The sequence below is a fragment of the Enterobacter sp. RHBSTW-00994 genome (assembly GCF_013782625.1).
GTDB lineage: Bacteria > Pseudomonadota > Gammaproteobacteria > Enterobacterales > Enterobacteriaceae > Enterobacter.
Window position 1 is genome coordinate 4,476,869 of sequence record NZ_CP056199.1, and the last position, 19,965, is coordinate 4,496,833.

General features: G+C 53.9%; 14 protein-coding genes and 1 pseudogene. 3 read left to right on the top strand and 12 right to left on the bottom strand.

The genetic code is table 11. The features are described from left to right. Positions 1 to 62 precede the first annotated feature (62 nt). From glgP to asd, 6 genes are all read right to left on the bottom strand, one after another. Positions 63 to 2,510, bottom strand: a complete 2,448-nt coding sequence (gene glgP / locus HV346_RS21430) for a glycogen phosphorylase (protein WP_181621176.1) — start codon at positions 2,508 to 2,510, stop codon at positions 63 to 65. Between the two features lie 18 nt (positions 2,511 to 2,528). Next, a complete protein-coding gene (gene glgA / locus HV346_RS21435) occupies positions 2,529 to 3,962 on the bottom strand; it encodes a glycogen synthase GlgA (RefSeq protein WP_181621177.1) in 1,434 nt (477 codons plus the stop codon). Continuing rightward, positions 3,962 to 5,257: a glucose-1-phosphate adenylyltransferase gene (gene glgC / locus HV346_RS21440; RefSeq protein ID WP_181621178.1), complete on the bottom strand. Its 1,296-nt coding sequence runs from the start codon at positions 5,255 to 5,257 to the stop codon at positions 3,962 to 3,964. Before glgC ends, glgA begins: the two co-directional genes overlap by 1 nt. A gap of 17 nt (positions 5,258 to 5,274) precedes the next feature. After that, positions 5,275 to 7,248, bottom strand: coding sequence for a glycogen debranching protein GlgX (gene glgX / locus HV346_RS21445; protein WP_181621179.1), 1,974 nt, complete (start codon positions 7,246 to 7,248; stop codon positions 5,275 to 5,277). Next, on the bottom strand, positions 7,245 to 9,431 hold the full coding sequence (gene glgB / locus HV346_RS21450) for a 1,4-alpha-glucan branching enzyme (protein ID WP_181621181.1): 2,187 nt from the start codon (positions 9,429 to 9,431) through the stop codon (positions 7,245 to 7,247). The genes glgX and glgB overlap by 4 nt, the downstream gene beginning before the upstream one ends. Before the next feature lie 259 nt (positions 9,432 to 9,690). Further along, on the bottom strand, positions 9,691 to 10,794 hold the full coding sequence (gene asd / locus HV346_RS21455; RefSeq protein ID WP_181621182.1) for an aspartate-semialdehyde dehydrogenase: 1,104 nt from the start codon (positions 10,792 to 10,794) through the stop codon (positions 9,691 to 9,693). Between the two features lie 177 nt (positions 10,795 to 10,971). On the opposite strand from asd, the gene HV346_RS21460 reads away from it, so the two are divergent. Beyond that, positions 10,972 to 11,565, top strand: a complete 594-nt coding sequence (locus tag HV346_RS21460) for a YhgN family NAAT transporter (RefSeq protein WP_181621184.1) — start codon at positions 10,972 to 10,974, stop codon at positions 11,563 to 11,565. Between the two features lie 290 nt (positions 11,566 to 11,855). Continuing rightward, positions 11,856 to 12,145, top strand: a pseudogene (locus tag HV346_RS21465) (hypothetical protein); the annotation flags it as partial. 61 nt (positions 12,146 to 12,206) lie between these two features. Here the strand turns inward: HV346_RS21465 and gntU are convergent. The 5 genes from gntU to HV346_RS21490 all read right to left on the bottom strand — a co-directional run bounded on the left by gntU (position 12,207) and on the right by HV346_RS21490 (position 17,157). Then, on the bottom strand, positions 12,207 to 13,547 hold the full coding sequence (gene gntU / locus HV346_RS21470; RefSeq protein ID WP_181621186.1) for a gluconate transporter: 1,341 nt from the start codon (positions 13,545 to 13,547) through the stop codon (positions 12,207 to 12,209). A gap of 3 nt (positions 13,548 to 13,550) precedes the next feature. After that, positions 13,551 to 14,078, bottom strand: a complete 528-nt coding sequence (gene gntK, locus HV346_RS21475) for a gluconokinase (protein ID WP_181621187.1) — start codon at positions 14,076 to 14,078, stop codon at positions 13,551 to 13,553. A gap of 126 nt (positions 14,079 to 14,204) precedes the next feature. Next, positions 14,205 to 15,200, bottom strand: coding sequence for a gluconate operon transcriptional repressor GntR (gntR, locus tag HV346_RS21480; RefSeq protein WP_181621188.1), 996 nt, complete (start codon positions 15,198 to 15,200; stop codon positions 14,205 to 14,207). A gap of 100 nt (positions 15,201 to 15,300) precedes the next feature. After that, positions 15,301 to 15,996, bottom strand: a complete 696-nt coding sequence (locus tag HV346_RS21485) for a pirin family protein (RefSeq protein WP_181621190.1) — start codon at positions 15,994 to 15,996, stop codon at positions 15,301 to 15,303. A gap of 123 nt (positions 15,997 to 16,119) precedes the next feature. Further along, positions 16,120 to 17,157: an oxidoreductase gene (locus HV346_RS21490; protein WP_181621191.1), complete on the bottom strand. Its 1,038-nt coding sequence runs from the start codon at positions 17,155 to 17,157 to the stop codon at positions 16,120 to 16,122. Between the two features lie 408 nt (positions 17,158 to 17,565). Between HV346_RS21490 and yhhY the strand changes: the two genes are divergently transcribed. Next, positions 17,566 to 18,057, top strand: a complete 492-nt coding sequence (gene yhhY, locus HV346_RS21495) for an N-acetyltransferase (protein ID WP_181621192.1) — start codon at positions 17,566 to 17,568, stop codon at positions 18,055 to 18,057. 47 nt (positions 18,058 to 18,104) lie between these two features. On the opposite strand, the gene ggt is transcribed toward yhhY, so the two are convergent. Beyond that, positions 18,105 to 19,850: a gamma-glutamyltransferase gene (gene ggt / locus HV346_RS21500; RefSeq protein ID WP_181621193.1), complete on the bottom strand. Its 1,746-nt coding sequence runs from the start codon at positions 19,848 to 19,850 to the stop codon at positions 18,105 to 18,107. Positions 19,851 to 19,965 lie beyond the last annotated feature (115 nt).

Below are 19,965 nucleotides of genomic sequence, written 5' to 3' on the forward strand. Positions count from 1 at the left end.
CCCTCTCCCGTTGGGAGAGGGCGCAAACATTAAAAGCGGCAACCAGGGTTGCCGCTTTGCTTTTACAACCGCACAGGATCGATATGCCAAATTGTCTCGGCGTACTCTTTAATGGTCCTGTCAGACGAGAAATACCCCATATTGGCGATGTTATACATCGCGGCACTGGTCCACTTCTCCTGCTGGCGGTAAAGCTCATCCACCTTGTCCTGACAGTCCACGTAGCTGCGGTAATCCGCCAGTACCTGGTAGTGATCGCCAAAGTTAATCAGTGAATCCACGAGATCACGGTAGCGGCCAGGTTCTTCTGGGTTAAACAACCCGGTAGCGATTTGCGTCAACACTTCACGGAGCTCTTCATCCTGCTCGTAAAAATCGCGCGGTTTGTAGCCCTTCTTACGCAATGCCTCCACTTCTTCCGCCGTATTACCAAAGATAAAGATGTTGTCTGCCCCAACATGCTCCAGCATCTCAACGTTTGCACCATCCAGCGTACCGATAGTCAGCGCACCGTTCAGGGCAAATTTCATGTTGCTGGTCCCGGAAGCTTCCGTCCCGGCGAGTGAAATCTGCTCTGAGAGATCTGCCGCCGGAATGATCAACTGCGCCAGGCTCACGCTGTAGTTCGGGATAAACACAATCTTCAGCTTATCGCCAATCTGCGGATCGTTATTCACCACTTTGGCCACATCATTGATGAGATGAATAATGTGCTTCGCCATGTAGTACGCCGAGGCGGCCTTACCGGCAAAGATGTTCACGCGTGGAACCCACTCGGCATCAGGATCGGCCTTGATCCGGTTATAGCGGGTGATCACATGCAACACATTCATCAGTTGACGTTTGTATTCATGAATACGTTTGATCTGTACATCAAACAACGCTTTCGGGTTCGCCACTACGTTGAGATGCATCGCCAGGTATACTGACAGGCGCTTTTTGTTCAGCAGTTTGGCTTCACGCACAGCTTTATTCACCGTCGGGAAATCAATGTGCTGCTCAAGCTCGCTCAACTGACCTAAATCCGTACGCCATGTTCGACCGATGTTTTCATCCAGAACTTCCGATAACGGTTTATTAGCCAGCGCCAGCCAGCGACGTGGGGTGACGCCGTTGGTCACGTTGCAGAAACGCGTCGGGAAAATTTTGGCGAAATCGGCAAATAACGACTGCACCATCAGGTTGGAGTGCAACTCAGATACCCCATTCACCTTGTGGCTGATCACCACCGCCAGCCAGGCCATGCGTACACGGCGGCCATTGGACTCATCAATGATCGATGCACGGCTCAGCAGGCCGGTGTCGTTCGGATACTGTTCCTGAAGCGTTTTCAGGAAGTAGTCGTTAATTTCAAAGATGATTTGCAGGTGACGTGGCAGAATTTTGCCCAGCATATCGACTGGCCAGGTTTCCAGCGCTTCACTCATCAGCGTGTGGTTGGTGTAGGAGAAGACCTGGCAGGTCACTTCAAACGCGTCATCCCAGCTGAACTTGTGCTCGTCAATCAGCAGGCGCATCAACTCAGGAATCGACAGCACCGGGTGGGTGTCATTCAGGTGGATAGCGGTTTTTTCCGCGAGGTTGTTGTAGGTTTTGTGCAACTGGTAGTGACGGCTCAGGATGTCCTGAATCGTCGAGGAGACCAGGAAATACTCCTGGCGCAGACGCAGTTCACGCCCGGAGTTGGTGGAGTCATCCGGGTAGAGCACACGAGATACGTTCTCGGAGTGGTTTTTATCTTCCACTGCGGCGAAGTAGTCGCCCTGGTTAAATTTACCCAGGTTGATCTCGCTACTGGCCTGGGCACTCCACAGGCGTAGCGTGTTGGTGGCATCGGTATCGTAGCCCGGAATGATCTGATCGTAGGCAACAGCCAGGATCTCTTCGGTTTCAACCCAGCGTGATTTTTTCCCTTCCTGCTGAATTCGGCCACCAAAGCGCACTTTATAACGGGTGTTGTGGCGTTTGAACTCCCACGGGTTGCCATACTCCAGCCAGTAGTCCGGAGACTCTTTCTGGCGTCCGTCGACGATATTTTGTTTGAACATGCCGTAATCATAACGGATGCCATACCCACGGCCCGGCAGCGCAAGCGTCGCCAACGAATCGAGGAAACAGGCTGCGAGACGGCCCAGGCCACCGTTGCCAAGACCGGGGTCGTTCTCTTCGTCTATCAGCTCTTCTAAATCCAGCCCCATCTCTTCCAGCGCATTTTTCACATCGTCATAGATACCCAGCGACAACAGTGCGTTGGAGAGCGTACGGCCAATCAAAAACTCCATCGACAGGTAGTAAACCTGGCGTGTTTCCTGTGATAACTGCGCGCGGTTGGAGCGCAGCCAGCGTTCAACTAAACGGTCACGCACCGCAAACAGTGTGGCGTTCAGCCACTCGTGTTTATTGGCGATAACCGGATCTTTCCCGATGGTGAACATCAGCTTATAGGCGATGGAGTGCTTCAACGCCTCAATACTGAGTGTGGGTGAAGAGTAGCTAAAAGGTGCATTCATATCTGTGACTCCGCCTCGTTACATCAAGCGTTGATAGAGATCGCGGTATGACTGCGCCGCAACGTGCCAACTAAAATCCATGGCCATCGCCTGGCGTTGAACGTAACGCCACAAAGAAGGACGGGACCACAATACGAAAGCACGCCGAATCGCCCGAAGTAGCGACCAGGCATTACTGTCTTCAAAAACAAACCCGCTGGCGATTCCGTCCGCCAGATTTTCCAGTGAACTGTCAGACACGGTATCCGCCAGCCCGCCGGTCCGTCGCACCAGCGGCAACGTGCCGTATTTCAGCCCGTACAACTGCGTCAGACCACAAGGCTCAAAGCGGCTCGGTACGAGGATCACATCAGCACCGCCCATAATGCGGTGTGAAAAGGCTTCGTGATAACCGATCTGCACCCCAACCTGACCCGGATGTTCCGCTGCGGCAGCGAGGAAACCTTCCTGCAACACCGGATCGCCTGCACCCAGCAGCGCCAACTGGCCTCCCTGCTCCAGTAACCCCGGCAGGGCTTCCAGCACCAGATCCAGCCCTTTTTGACTGGTCAGGCGGCTCACCACGGCAAACAGCGGCGCTTTGTCATTCACCTTCAGCCCCATCGCAATTTGCAACTGACGCTTGTTTTCGGCCTTATCTTCGACCGAATCCCGGCCATAGCGTGAAGCCAACAGAAGGTCGGTTTCCGGGCTCCAGATTTTTTCATCAACGCCGTTCAGAATTCCCGAGAGTCGTCCTTCACGATGACGCTGACTGAGCAACCCTTCCAGACCATAGCCAAACTGTGCTTCGGTAATTTCACGGGCATACGTCGGGCTAACCGCCGTAATGTGGTCGGCGTAGTACAGCCCGGCTTTCAGGAAGGAAATCTGTCCCTTAAATTCCAGGCCGTGCATGTTATAGAACGACCATGGCAGATCGATGTCATTCATATGATGGGCGTAATACATGCCCTGATACGCCAGATTGTGCACCGTAAAGACCGATTTGGCGGGATGACCACGCGCCGCCAGATAAGCAGGGGCAAGCCCCGCATGCCAGTCATGCGCATGTACCACATCAGGACGCCAGAACGGGTCCAGTCCGACGGCCATTTCCGCCCCCACCCAGCCCAGTAACGCAAACCGCAGCACGTTATCCGGGTAGGCGAACAGGTTGGTATCGTGGTACGGACTGCCCGGTCTGTTGTATAAATGCGGCGCGTCAATCAGGTAAATACCTACGCCATTGTAATGTCCAAACAGCAATGTAATACGCCCGGCAAAGGTATCGCGACGGGTCACAACCTGAGCATCAGGAATACCGCGTCGGATATCCGGAAAAGCGGGAAGCAGGACTCGTGCATCCACACCACCGGCAATTTGTGCTGCCGGCAGTGCGCCAATGACATCTGCCAGACCGCCCGTTTTCAATAACGGGAACATCTCTGAACATACGTGTAAAACCTGCATTATCGCTCCTGTTTGACCTGCAGTTTCCGCAGCATTTCACGTGTAACCAGTACGATACCTTCCTCGGAGCGGTAGAAACGGCGCGCATCCTCTTCCGCATTCTCCCCAATCACCATCCCTTCAGGAATGACGCAGGCACGGTCAATCACGCAACGGCGTAAGCGGCACGAACGCCCTACCCAGACATCCGGCAACAATACTGCCGAATCGATATTACAGAATGAGTTCACACGCACGCGTGGGAACAGCACGGACTGCACCACCACAGATCCAGAGATAATGCACCCGCCAGAGACCAGCGAGTTCAGCGTCATGCCGTGGCTACCCGAACGGTCCTGCACGAATTTGGCTGGCGGGAGTGATTCCATGTGGGTGCGAATCGGCCAGTTCTGATCGTACATATCCAGTTCAGGTGTGACGGATGCCAGATCGAGGTTTGCTTTCCAGTATGCTTCCAGTGTTCCCACATCGCGCCAGTAAGGTTCAGAGTTCGGATCTGACTGTACGCAGGACAATGGGAAAGGATGTGCATAAGCCATGCCAGCTTTGGTGATTTTCGGAATGATATCCTTACCGAAATCATGGCTGGACTGTTCATCCCCGTCATCGGCTTCCAGCAACTCATAAAGGTAATCTGCATCAAAGATATAGATCCCCATGCTGGCCAGCGATTTGGTTGCATCTCCCGGCATTGCAGGCGGATTAGCGGGTTTTTCAACGAATTCGATGATCTTGTCGTTTTCATCAACAGCCATCACACCAAATGCCTTTGCCTCTTCAATAGGCACAGGCATACAAGCCACGGTGCAACGTGCCCCTTTTTCGACATGGTCGATCAACATGCGCGAGTAATCTTGCTTGTAGATATGGTCACCCGCGAGGATCACGATGTATTCGGCGTTATAGCGGCGAATAATGTCGAGGTTTTGCGTTACCGCATCTGCCGTCCCGCGATACCAGTTTTCACCGTGTACACGCTGTTGGGCAGGAAGCAGATCGACAAACTCATTCATCTGTTCGCTAAAGAAAGACCAGCCACGCTGGATGTGTTGTACCAGCGTGTGGGACTGGTATTGGGTGATTACGCCAATGCGGCGAATACCTGAGTTCAGACAGTTGGACAGTGCAAAATCGATAATACGAAATTTACCGCCAAAATGGACGGCAGGTTTGGCGCGTTTGATCGTCAAATCTTTCAGACGAGTACCGCGACCACCAGCAAGTATCAGGGCAACAGATTTTAATGGGAGCTGGCGCGCCAACATTAACGGATCGTTCTTATCTAATCTAACCATGACTAACTCCTTTTTTATCATCTCTGGAACACGCACACTCCGTGCGCAGGCCCATGCCAGACTGCCATTACGACCGGGTTATCCTCTCCGGCAAAAGGGGGAATGGCGTGCCACGCCCCATCAGGTAATACAAAATTAACCACGTCCTGCGTGGCGTTTAACGTGATAAGCCAGCGTTCCGAAAGCAGGATTTGCAGGCATGGCATTCCGCTTTGCCACTCTTCTGCACTCAGTGGCTGCGCCTCTTTGTTTAGCCAGACAACGTTGCCATCGCCCTCTTCCCACCACTGGTTGGCGGTGAGCGCAGGTATGGTCTGTCGCAGGCGAATCAGTGCAGCAGTGAAATGCGCCAGGCCGCTGTTCGCCTGTTCCCACGCCAGCCAGGTTAAGGTGTTATCCTGGCAATACGCGTTGTTGTTGCCATGCTGACTGTGACCATGCTCATCGCCCGCCAGCAGCATAGGCGTCCCTTGCGAAAGCAGCAGCGTCGTAAGCAACGCATGGATGCTGGCGCGTCGCCGCTCAATAACATCCTGACTCCCGCCTAATCCTTCTATACCATGGTTGGAGCTATGGTTATTGTTAGTGCCATCGCGATTTTCTTCGCCATTTGCCTCATTATGTTTCTGATTGAAACAAACACAGTCGCGTAGGGTAAAACCGTCGTGCGCTGTCACCAGATTGATGGTGGCAGAGGGTAACTTTCCATCACGTTTGAACAGGTCGCTGGAGGCCGCAAAGCGCCCGGCAAACTCACCCAACGACAGATTTCTCTCCAGCCAGAAACGACGTGTGGCATCGCGATAATGATCGTTCCACTCGGCAAACAGCGGCGGGAAATTCCCCACCTGATAACCCCCCTCACCAATGTCCCACGGCTCGGCTATCAGCTTGAGCCGCGACAGCACAGGACAATGTTTAATGGCCTCAAACAGCGGTGCTTGCTGGGTAAACGCTGGCGTACGCCCCATGACAGACGCCAAATCGAAACGGAAACCATCGATGTGATACGTTTCGACCCAATATTTCAGGCATTCATACGCATAATGCGTCACCGCAGGATGGCTCAGGTTGAGCGTGTTACCGCAACCGGTCCAGTTGTAGTAATCGCCATCCTCCCTGATCCAATAATAGCTACGGTTATCAATTCCGCGCAGGGAGAGCGTTGGCCCATCGAGATCGCTTTCCGCGCTGTGGTTCAGCACCACATCCAGAATGACCTCAATACCCGCCTGGTGCAGCGCCTTCACCGCATCGCGGAACTCATCTCTGGCTTTTTCAGGCTGGGTGGCATAGCGCGGTTCAAGCGCAAACATAGCCAACGGGTTGTAGCCCCAGTAGTTACTCAGCCCCAGCCGCTGCAGCCGCGGTTCACTGCTGAAATGCGCCACGGGCAGCAGTTCCAGTGCGGTGATCCCGAGGTGTTTGAGATACGCAATCATCACCGGATGGGCGAGCGCTTTATACGTTCCGCGCATCTCTTTGGGAATTGACGGATGCAGGTACGTCAGCCCTTTGACGTGCGCTTCGTAGATCACCGTATTGCCCCACGGCGTATCAGGCGAAGCGTCATCTTCCCAGTCATAGAGATCGCTCACGACAACACTTTTCGGCACGATTGATGCACTGTCCCGGTGATCGGGTTCACCGTACCCCACGTGCAGCACCGGGTCGTCTTTTAGATCGCCATCGACGCGATGCGCGCAAGGGTCAATCAGCAGTTTCGCCGAATTAAACCAGTGCCCCTGCGACGGTTCCCACGGGCCGTGAACGCGAAAGCCGTAATGCATCCCCGGCCTTCCCCCGGCCAGATACCCGTGCCAGGTATCCCCTGTGCGAGCTGGCAAGTCATAACGATGTTCGTTACCTTCGCCGTCAAACACACAGAGTTCAACTCGCTCCGCATGGGCAGAAAAGAGGGTAAAGTTCACCCCCTTTCCATCAAAACGTGCCCCGAGCGGCTCGGGTCTACCTGTCGTGAGTTGCGTCATTCCCCCTCCCGAACCAGCCAGATAGTGCTCAAAGGTGGCAGCGTCAGGCTTAGCGAGTTCGGACGTCCGTGGCTTTCAATCGCATCGCTTTGTACCAGGCCACCGTTACCGGCATTACTGCCGTGATAGTGCATAGAATCGGTATTCAGCACTTCGCGCCATTTGCCCGGCTGGTTAATGCCGAAGCGGTAGTGATGGCGTGGTACAGGCGTAAAGTTGCTGGCGACGATAATTTCGTTGCCCGCTTTATCCCGGCGAACAAAAACAAACACCGAGCGCTCGTGGTCATCCACCACCAGCCACTCAAAACCATACGAATCAAAGTCGAGCTCGTGCAGCGCTTTATGGTGACGATAAGTGTGGTTCAGGTCGCGCACCAGACGCTGTACACCGTGATGCCAGTTGTCACCCCCTTCCAGCAGATGCCAGTCAAGGCTTGAGTCGTGGTTCCACTCGCGCCCCTGAGCAAACTCATTGCCCATGAACAGCAGTTTTTTACCAGGGAAGGCGAACATCCAGCCATAGTAAGCGCGCAGGTTGGCGAACTTCTGCCACGCGTCACCCGGCATGCGGTCGAGAATGGATTTTTTGCCATGAACCACTTCGTCGTGAGACAGCGGCAACATAAAGTTTTCGGTGTTGTTGTAGAGCATCCCGAAGGTGAGCTTATCGTGATGATACTGACGATGAACCGGGTCGAGTTTCATGTAGTCGAGCGTGTCATGCATCCAGCCCAGGTTCCATTTGTACCAGAACCCCAGCCCTCCCATTGACGGTGGACGAGAGACACCAGGAAAATCGGTCGACTCCTCTGCCATCGTCACCGCGCCCTCAACCTGTTCACCGAGAATACGGTTGGTATTACGCAGGAATTCGATAGCTTCCAGATTTTCACGACCACCATATTCATTCGGGATCCACTCGCCCTCTTTACGGCTGTAATCGCGATAGATCATCGACGCCACGGCATCGACACGCAGGGCATCAATACCGAAGCGTTCGATCCAGTACAGCGCATTCCCGACGAGATAGTTCGTCACTTCACGACGACCATAGTTGTAAATCAGGGTATTCCAGTCCTGGTGGTAACCTTCACGCGGGTCGCTGTGCTCGTATAAATGCGTACCGTCAAACTCGGCCAAACCAAATGCATCCGACGGGAAATGACCCGGAACCCAGTCGAGGATCACGTTCAGCCCGGCAGCGTGTGCGGCACTGATAAAATAGCGGAAGTCATCACGCGTCCCGAAGCGGCGTGTTGGCGCATACAGCCCGGTAGGCTGATAACCCCAGCTACCGTCGAACGGATGTTCATTAACCGGCAGCAGCTCCAGGTGGGTAAACCCCATCCATTTGGCATACGGCACAAGCTGATCGGCTAACTCGCGATAGCTGAGCCAGAAGTTGTTATCCGTGTGGCGTCGCCAGGAACCGAGATGGACTTCATAGACAGAGATGGGCGCGTCAAAGCGGTTTGCCTGTTTACGCTCCTCACTCTGGGTAATTTTTTCCGGCAGACCACAAATCAACGAGGCGGTATCCGGCCGCATCTGTGCTTCGAAAGCATACGGGTCAGCCTTAATTCGCAGCTTACCGTGTGCATCGATCATCTCAAATTTATAGAGCTGACCATTGTGTGCGCCAGGGATAAACAGCTCCCAGATACCGGTTTCGCGACGCAGGCGCATAGGGTGACGGCGGCCATCCCAGTAGTTGAATTGTCCGACAACAGAAACGCGTTGTGCATTAGGCGCCCACACAGCAAACCGTGTCCCGGTGACGCCATCCATTGTATCGGCATGCGCACCCAACGTTTCATAGGGACGTAAATGTGTACCTTCAGACAACAGCCAGGCATCCATCTCTTGTAACAGAGGGCCAAAGCTGTAGGGATCATCAATCAGATTTTGCTGGCCATGCCAGACAACGGCAAGCTGATAACGGAAAGGGTTTTTACGACGGGGCATGATGCCCGAAAAGAAGCCGCGCGAGTCGAGGCATTCCAGTTGGCCGACTTTACGCCCGGTTTTAGGTTCAATGACCCAGACTTCTGTGGCGTCCGGTAACAAAGCCCGGACCTCCAGTCCAGCCTCTGTCTGGTGCATCCCCAGAACAGAAAAAGGGTCGGCAAAATGACCCGCAATAAGCGCATTAATCACGTCTCTATCCATACGATCGGACATGGTGTTCTTCCTGTTTTTTTGAGATCGCTCCCTTTTAAGCGCGCGGAAACGTCTCTTTTATGATGACCTGAACGGGGCAGCACTAATTTGTGCATCCTTTCTGCTCCGTCCTACCTCCAGGCAAAATGTAAAACATCCTGCTTAAAGCATAGCCAACGCTCTAAATGGCTCCTGATAAAAAATAAGACATACGCGTTTTACTCCATGTATTACGCAAAAAAAGGGGGCGACAATCACCCCCCCACTCTATAACAAATTATTACGCCAGCTGGCGCAGCATGCGGCGCAGCGGCTCAGCAGCGCCCCACAAAAGCTGGTCGCCGACGGTGAACGCGGACAGGAATTCTGGCCCCATGTTCAGTTTGCGCAGACGTCCCACTGGGGTAGTCAATGTGCCAGTAACGGCAGCCGGGGTCAGTTCGCGCATAGTGATATCACGATCGTTCGGAATCACTTTCGCCCACGGGTTGTGCGCGGCCAGCAGTTCTTCCACGGTCGGAATAGACACATCTTTTTTCAGTTTAATGGTGAATGCCTGACTGTGGCAGCGCAGTGCGCCGATACGCACGCACAGACCATCAACCGGGATCGCCGAAGCCGTATTGAGAATTTTGTTGGTCTCGGCCTGGCCCTTCCACTCTTCACGGGTCTGGCCGTTATCCAGCTGTTTGTCGATCCACGGGATCAGGCCACCGGCCAGCGGTACGCCAAAGTTATCCACTGGCAGCTCGCCACTGCGGGTCAACTGGGTGACTTTACGTTCGATATCAAGAATTGCGGACGCCGGGTTTGCCAGCTCGTTCGCAACGCTGTGGTGCAACTGGCCCATCTGGGTCAGCAGTTCGCGCATGTGGCGTGCGCCGCCGCCGGAAGCCGCCTGGTATGTTGCAACAGACACCCATTCAACCAGATCCTGGGCGAACAGACCGCCGAGGGACATCAGCATCAGGCTGACGGTACAGTTACCGCCGACAAAGGTTTTTACGCCGTTGTTCAGACCATCGGTGATCACACCCTGGTTAACCGGGTCGAGAATAATGATGGCATCGTCTTTCATGCGCAGCGAAGAGGCCGCGTCAATCCAGTAGCCCTGCCAGCCGCTTTCACGCAGCTTTGGATAGATTTCGTTGGTATAATCGCCGCCCTGGCACGTGACAATAATGTCGAGTGCCTTCAGCGCTTCCAGATCGTAAGCATCCTGCAACGTGCCTGTGCTACCACCAAAAGATGGCGCAGCCTGGCCAAGCTGAGAAGTGGAGAAGAAGACTGGGCGGATGGCGTCGAAATCGCGCTCTTCAACCATGCGTTGCATGAGTACAGAGCCGACCATACCGCGCCAGCCGATAAAACCAACGTTTTTCATAGCATTTTTTTCCTGCAGAGGTGTGTGCTGTTTGTGCAAGCCAGTATTGAACTGGGATATGCTTCACATTACAAAATGCTGCCAAAGTCGCAAGCGAAATTAATCGATGATTGCCCGTCAATCAGAAAAAGAGCTAATCATCGGAATAACACTACTAAGTATCAGGGATAATTTAAGATGAGTGAAATCATTTCCGCCGCGGTTTTATTGATCCTGATTATGGATCCACTCGGAAACCTGCCTATCTTTATGTCGGTGCTGAAGCACACCGAACCCAAGCGCCGCCGGGCGATCATGATCCGTGAACTGCTCATCGCCCTGTTGGTGATGTTTATCTTTCTGTTCGCCGGCGAAAAGATTCTCGCGTTCCTGAATTTGCGCGCCGAAACGGTCTCAATTTCCGGCGGGATTATTCTGTTCCTGATTGCCATCAAGATGATTTTTCCAGGCGCTGAAGGGAGCAGCAGTGGCCTGCCTGCGGGTGAAGAGCCGTTCATTGTGCCGCTGGCTATTCCTCTGGTCGCCGGGCCGACGATTCTGGCGACGCTGATGCTGCTTTCGCATCAATACCCGAACCAGATGAGCCATCTGGTCATTGCACTGCTGATCGCCTGGGGCGGGACCTTTATCATCCTGCTGCAGTCGTCGCTGTTCCTGCGCCTGCTGGGTGAGAAAGGGGTGAATGCGCTGGAACGCCTGATGGGGTTGATTCTGGTGATGATGGCGACGCAAATGTTCCTGGATGGGATCCGGGCGTGGATGAAGAGTTAACCTTCTCCCTCTCCCCCGTGAGAGAGCTGGAGTGAGTGCATCAGCCCTCTCGCCCCCATGAAGAGTGGGTTAGGGTGAGGGCTCATGCAGCTTCAGTGGTTATTCTGTTCACCTTACGTTTCATGCTTCTCTTTCACCACCATAACCCGTGAACGTGCGAGGGTGGCTCAATCGCCACCCCCCTGGCAACCCGGGCTCCCGGCGGTAAATCACCGCTTCGCGATGTCTTCGGCTAATCCTTCCGGCTTATCGGGGACGGGCGGAGGTAACATCCCCGCCCTCCAGGCGCATCCATGTGCCTCGCCCTGCTCCAGCCAACGCTTCTGGACCCCATTCCTGAGCATTTGAAAGCAAGCCTGACAGTGGATGATCTGCCGCTGGATGTGCCTGTTTTGCGCCGAAAAGTGATCAACCGGGACGGTATTGCCAGCGGTTAACACAACTGCTGTTGAGTCGTGCGTTGTCAGGAAGTGAAAAAAGAGTCGCAGGAGATGTGTTGCAGGATTTAGTGGGGTTTTATAGTGATACGCTGAAAGCGCCGCGTGGGTTGCGAACTGATGAGGGTATTGTGCTGCTGTAAAAAAGCCAGGACGGCGCTAACGCTTTCACCCTCTCCCACAAGGAGAGGGTGAAAAACGAGGTTAACTCAGCAGCGTAAACGCAATCATCCCGACAATTGCCCCTGTCGTGCCAAGGATAGTTTCCATCAGCGTCCAGGTTTTCAGGGTTTGCGCTTCGGTTGCACCGGTAAATTTACCGAACAGCCAGAAGCCTGCGTCGTTTACGTGTGACACCACAATCGAGCCGCCCGCGATACAGATAGACAGTGCCGCCATCTGTGCGCCGGAGTAGTTCAGTTGTTCAATCACCGGCATCACCAGACCCACGGCAGTTAAACACGCCACGGTCGCGGAGCCCTGAATGATACGCACCGCCGCCGCCAGCACGAAGCAGGTCACGGCAATGGGAAGGCCCATCCCGGTCAGTGCTTCACCCAGTGCCGGGCCGACGCCGGAATCCACCAGCACCTGCTTGAACACGCCGCCTGCGCCGATTACCAGCAGAATAATACCTGCCGGTTGCAGTGCAGCACCACAGATCTCCATAACACGGTCTTTCGGCATGCCCTGGCGCATCGCCAGACCATAAATCGCCACCAGACAAGCGACCAGGATCGCAGTGAATGGATGGCCGATAAATTCGAACCATTCGTAAGCCGTAGACCCTACAGGAACAAAGCGTGCAGCGATGGTTTTCAACCCGACCAGCACCAGCGGCAGCAGGATCAGCGACAGGCTGAAGCCGAAGGACGGCATTTTGCCTTCGCCAAGGTGCGGCTCGGTGATGTCATCCGGAATATGCAGCTCAACGTAACGGCTGATGAAGTTGCCCCACAGCGGACCCGCAATGATCATCCCTGGAATGGCTGCGCACAGACCAATCAGGATCATCCAGCCAAAATCAGCGTGCATCTGAGACGCCAGCAGCATCGGCGCAGGCCCCGGCAACAGAAACGCCGCCGCCGCCGCAACACCCGCGAACAGCGGAATCACCAGCTTCACAAGGTTTGTACCGGTGTGACGCGCCATTGAGAAGGCTACGCTAATCAGCAGCACAACCGCCACTTCGAAGAACAGCGGCAGCGCACAAATCAGGCCGGCCAGACCAATAGCATAATGCGCACGGCTGTGCCCGAACGATTTGAGCATCTTGACGGCAATCTGGTCGACGGCCCCCGTCTCATGCAAAATCTTGCCAAACATCGCACCCAGCGCAACGACAATCGCCAGGAAACCCAGCGTGCCGCCCATCCCCTTTTCCATGGTCGCTGCGATCTTATCGAGCGGCATACCGGAAAAGAGACCTGCACCAATAGAAACCACCATCAAAGCAACGAAAGCGTGCATACGCGCTTTCATGACTAAAAACAGCAGCAGCAAAACAGAGCCGACTGCCGTTAAAACTAACGTTAATGTAGTCAAAACTTACTGCCTTTTGTTAATAAGCTCGATGGTGCTTGCCACAACACCGTCCAGCGGCTGATCGATATTCACAATCAGTACATCGCGTTCATCTGCGCCCGGCTCTTCCAGCGTTTCGAACTGCGTTACCAGCATCTGGGTTTTGAAGAAGTGGCCTTTACGCGCTTTCAGGCGGCTTTCAATAACCTCGAAATCGCCTTTCATGTAGATAAAGGAGAGATTTGGATTGCCTTCGCGCAGCAGGTCGCGGTAGCTCTTTTTCAGTGCAGAGCAGACAATCAGCGACACTTTGTTCGTGCGCTGCATAGCAAATGCGGCGTCATTCAGCGCCTGCAACCACGGTTTGCGATCGTCATCGTTCAGCGGCTCGCCGGAAGACATTTTAACGATATTGCTGCGCGGATGGAGGAAGTCACCATCAAGGAATGCAGCCTGAAGTTGATGCGCCACTTCGCTAGCCACGGCAGATTTACCGCTACCGGAAACGCCCATCAGGACGTAAACGTGGTGATCATGATTAGTCGTGCTCAAAGGGTGGCCCTCAGTCAATTGTTACGGGTAACAGTTATCGGTAACATTGTCCTGCCGGGGCAAAAGAGAAGCAATATCCAAACGTGCGAGAAATGAATAAGTGTGAGCTACTTCAAATTTGTCAGCTTAAATTGATCCACCCGGTGACAAGGTGAAACCTAAATCTAACATTTTCGGCGTAACCACTTCACCACGAATGCGTGCCAGCAGGCGTTCCGCACCAATACGCCCCATGCGTTCACGCGGCGTCAGGACGCTCGCCAAACGGGGCTCCATCACCTGGCCGATGTCATGGCCGTGGAAACCGGCAATCGCCATATCGTCCGGGATTTTCAGCCCCAGACGCTGACACTCGAACGCCGCACCCACCGCAAGGTCATCGTTGGTACAGAAGATGCCATCAAGCTGCGGATACTCGCGGCGCGCCTGGCGCATCAGCTCAATCCCGGACGTGTAAGAAGACGATTGCTCGACCATCACGCTGTATGGAATGAGGTTTGCGTCGAGCATCGCCTGCTCGTAGCCCTTCTGTTTGATGATAGTACGTTCATCAAGACGTGCGCCCAGATATGCGATATGCCGATGTCCGCGCGCGATGATCGCCGCCGTCATCTGACGTGCCGCGTCAAAGTTATCAAACCCGACGGCAATATCGAGGCAAGGAGACTGGCTGTCCATCAGCTCAACCACCGGAATACCGGCGACTTCAATCATCTTCAGGGTTCGGGGAGTGTGAGTACGTTCGGTTAAAATCAGCCCGTCGATGTTCCAGGAAAGCATGGATTCCAGACGTTCTTCTTCCAGATCCGGTTTGTACCCATAGTGCGCAAGCATTGTCTGGTAACCGAACGCATCCGTCACGCTTTCGATACCGCGCAACACTTCGGCAAAAACCTGGTTGGTTAAGGAAGGGAGCAGGACACCTACCGCGCGGCTGGTTGCATTCGAGAGAATATCGGGGGCGCGGTTGGGGATATAACCCAGTTCATCGAGAGCAGCAGCAATCTTGCCACGCAATGCCACGGAAACCTGTTCCGGGTTACGTAGAAAACGGCTGACCGTCATTTTGGTCACGCCGACGCGATCGGCTACATCCTGAAGTACGGGGCGTTTCTTTTTCATCGTCCTGAGAAATCTTGAGTTTGAGATTTTCTCAGTTTATCACGGACAAAGCCCATCCTTCCCCTGTCAAAAGGAAGGATGGGCATTTATTTATGATTAATTACACCGGCGGCAGGTCGAACAGCAGGATTTCACTTTCGCTGTCAGCATGAACGGACAGTGCCTGTTCATCCCAAATCGCCAGACCATCACTGGTGCTCGCTTTCGTACCGTTGATGGTCACGTCGCCTTTCACCACCTGGATCCACACACGGCGGTTTGCGGCGATCTGATGTACTGACTGTTCGTTTTTCGCCAGCGCCCAGCGGAAAAGCTCCATATCCTGATACACTTTCAGCGAGCCATCACGCGCGTCCGGAGACAACACCAGCTGTTTACCTTGCAGGGCGTCGAAGCGGCGTTGCTCATAACGTGGCGTGATGCCGGTTTCTTCTGGAATGATCCAGATTTGGTACAGATGCAGTTTTTCCGTTTTGCTTGGGTTGTATTCGGAGTGACGAATCCCTGTACCTGCACTCATGATCTGGAATTCACCCGCCGGAACCTGCTCTTTATTGCCCATGCTGTCCTGGTGCTCAACCGCCCCTTCCAGAACATAGGTCAGGATTTCCATATCTTTGTGCGGGTGAGTCCCGAAGCCCTGGCCTGCATCAATCACGTCGTCGTTAATAACCCGCAGTGCAGAGAAGCCCATGAAATTCGGGTCGTAGTAATCGGCAAACGAGAATGAATGCCATGAGTCCAGCCAGCCATGATTCGCGTGACCACGTTCGTTTGCTTTGCGTAAGTAGATCATTGTTTTCATCCCCAGTTCGTTTTGATGGACTCAGTGTGGACGCAAACCGCCAGGGATGATAGAGGGTGAAAATTGACTCCTCTGTTCAAAAATTATGAACAAGCCAGCAGGAGTCTTTTTTACCTATCTGGCGAGGGTTACCGTGGCAGGAGAAGCCTGTTCAAAGGCACGTTCAAGGATTTCAAGATTGGTCAGAACTTCAGTTTCCTTGACGTAATTTGCCGTACCCTGGTTTATCGTTTCAAACAGCGCATCGTAAACGAAGCCATAGTCACCGGTTTCAGGCTTTAGCGCCTCTTTGACTGTGATGCCTTCGGCATTCACATACTCCAGCACGCCAACGGAATCATCCGCCGCAAAACCAGGCTCGCCCGGCATAATATTAGCCTTCAGGCTGGTTTCCTGCTGGTCGATACCGTATTTGATAAACGAGCCTTTCGTTCCGTGGACGATAAATTTTGGGTAATCCATTTTCACCAGATGGCTGGTTTTGACGATGGCTTTCAGGTCGCCATAAAACAGCTGCGCCTCGAAGGTATCATCCGGGTTGGCTTTGTTGCGCAAGCTGCGGATGTCATAGGCAACATGATCCGGGCGACCAAACAGGGAGATGATCTGGTCCATGGTGTGGACACCCAGGCCATAAAACGCGCCATCCTGCGGCAGGCCAGGTTTCGTTTCCGCCACCGGGCGGTAGTAATCGAAGTGGCTTTCGATTTCGACAATCTCGCCAAGTTTACCGCTCTCAATGGCCTTTTTCGCCGTCAGGAAGCAGCTGTCAAAGCGACGGTTTTGATATGGCGTTACGGTCAACCCTTTGCTTTTTGCCAACGCAAACAACGTTTTTGCCTCAGCCAGGGTTGGCGTGAGCGGCTTTTCCACCAACACGTTTTTACCGGCCTCCAGCGCGCGTTTTGCGTAGTCAAAATGGCTGTCCGCGTGGGTACAAACCACCACCAGCTTGACCTGGGGATCGTTGAGTACCTCGTCGAGATCGCTGGTGAAATGAATGTGAGAGTATTGCGGGGATTGCTCTTCAGGCTTCGCACTGCGGCGGTAGATATGCGCGACGTGCCAGCTGTCTTTGCGGTTGAGAACATACGGCAGGTGGTAGCGGGTGGTGCTTTTACCAAATCCAATAAATGCGCAATGTAATGTCATGACTCAGTCCTTTTGAAAGGTTACTGCGTCTTACCATAGCGCAATACCTCTGCTCGCGCATCGGCCGTCGACGTCGCAGGCAGTCTGCTCACGGCAAGCGCGCAGCAACCGGAGCGTACATAGAGTGCGTGAGGATTGCGAGCACTTCCCGGAGGCAAAATGGCAAGTAAGCCAGGCTGAAACAAAAACCCCAAAAAAAAAGCCAGCTAGAAGCTGGCTAAAGTAATACTGGAAGCAATGTGAGCAATGTCGTGCTTTCAGGTTCCCGTAGTGGTCTTCCTGAATGCAGGACAATAATAATCATTCTCATTCGCACTTGTCCAATACTTTTTGCAAAAAATAGCAGTTGACTCAAATTTTAAAGTCAATGATGTTGGAAGGGATGTTTAACTGACTGAGGATTAAGGAATGAGTGAGATAGTGATACGCCACGCTGAACCGAAAGATGCAGAAGCCTTACGCCAGAACTACATGCATTACGGGGTGTATCACGACACGCTACAACTACCTCATCCTTCTCTCGAAATGTGGCAGGAGCGTCTCATCGTTAAGCCAGGCCAAAAACGCCTGGTCGCCTGCATAGACGATACCGTAGTAGGGGATTTAGCGCTCCAGGTCGAAGCCAGCCCACGGCGTAGCCATGTGGCCACATTTGGTATTAGCGTCGCAGTGCACGCACAGGGGCGCGGTGTGGGCAGCGCGTTAATGCGTGAAATGGTCAACCTGTGTGATAACTGGATGCGTATCGAACGCATTGAATTAACAGTGTTTGCCGATAATCCGCCAGCACTGGCACTGTACCGAAAGTTTGGCTTTGAAATTGAAGGTACGGGAAAGAAATTCGCCCTGCGTAACGGCGAGTATGTGGATGCGTACTATATGGCGCGCATGAAACAGTGACCTGATTGTTCTCCCTCTCTCCCCTTCGGGGAGAGAGGGAGAAATCATTAGTACCCCGCCGTCAAATCATCCACAGAACGCGGATCTGACGCGCCAAACAGCACACCTTCCGGCCCAACCATAATGCTCTGAGTGCTCCCCATCGCCTCTTTGACCACCACTTTCTGTCCGCGTTGCTCCAGCAGTTTTATCGTGTCCGGGCTAAAACCCTTCTCGACGCGCAACTCATCCGGCAGCCACTGATGGTGTAATCGCGGGGCGTTGGTCGCTTCAGCCACATTCATCCCAAAATCGATGCTGTTGACCACCATCTGAAGCACGGTGGTAATAATACGGCTCCCGCCAGGGCTGCCAGTTACCAGCCAGGTTTTGCCATCTTTCACCACGATGGTTGGCGACATGGACGACAGCGGACGCTTCTTCGGCCCAACAGCATTGGCATCGCCCCCCACTAACCCGTAGACGTTGGGCACACCAGGCTTGGCAGAGAAATCATCCATTTCGTTGTTCAGCAGAATACCGCTATTCCCCGCCACAATCCCGGTTCCGAAGGTAGTATTCAGCGTATAGGTCACCGCCACGGCGTTACCGTCTTTATCCACCACCGAGAAATGCGTGGTCTGGTTACTTTCATACGGCGCTAATTTGCCTGGGCGGATCTCACTCGATGGCTTAGCCCTGTTGATATCGATCTGATCGGCGATGGATTTGGCATAGGCTTTATTGGTCAGCGCTTGCCACGGCACATTGACGAAATCCGGGTCGCCAAGGTATTCCGAGCGGTCGGCATAGGCCCGTTTCTCTGCCTCCGTCATTACCTGCATCGCATCGGCACTGCCAAAACCAAACTTGTGCATATCGAAGTTTTCAAGAATGTTGAGGATCTGCACGATGTGGATCCCGCCGGAAGACGGCGGCGGCATAGAGAACACCTGATAACCACGATAGCTTCCGCTAATCGGCTCGCGCTCAACCGCTTTGTACTCAGCCAGATCCGCCTTGGTGATGAGCCCGCCGTTCTTTTGCATCTCTTCGGCAATCTGATCGGCAATCGCGCCTTTGTAGAAGGCGTCCGGCCCGTGCTCCGCAATCAGCTCCAGGCTTTTCGCCAGGTTTTTCTGCACCAGCTTGTCGCCCTTTTTCAGCGGCTCGCCGTCTTTCCAGAAGATCGCTTTACTGTTTTCATGATTAGGGATCACTTCGCTGCCATAGGTTTTGAGATCGTCCGCCAACGCGTCGTTCACCACGAAGCCGTCACGCGCAAGTTTAATCGCGGGTTGTACCACTTTGTTCAGCGGTAACGTGCCATATTTTTCCAGCGCCAGCGAGAAACCCGCCACTGTGCCTGGTGTTCCGGAAGCCAGATGAGAGGTCAGGGATTTTTTGCTGTCCGGGTTGCCCTGATCATCAAGAAACATATCGCGGGATGCCTGATTCGGCGCCATTTCGCGGAAGTCGATGGCCGTGGTTTTACCGTCTTTGGTGCGCAGCATCATAAAGCCGCCGCCGCCCAGGTTACCGGCCTGCGGGTGTGTTACTGCCAGCGCGTAACCCACCGCCACCGCGGCATCTACCGCGTTCCCACCCTGCCTGAGAATATCCACGCCGACTCGTGTGGCCATCGCATCAACCGATGCCACCATGCCATGCGTCGCCCGCACGGGATGAAACACATCTTCTTCCACGCCGTAGGACACTGGCGGAGCGGCTGGCGGGTTCGCCGCCACGCTAAATGTGCCGCCTGCCATCAGTGCGGCGATCGCTACCCAGCGAAAAAACGTTGGTTTCATCATTATTGTTCTCCAGGTGATGGGATCCATATTCCCCGCTTAATCCTGGTTCACAACTCCTAAAAAATCATCGTTATGGCGGAATCAGGGTAAACTTAAGAGAAGCCTCAAAAGGAGG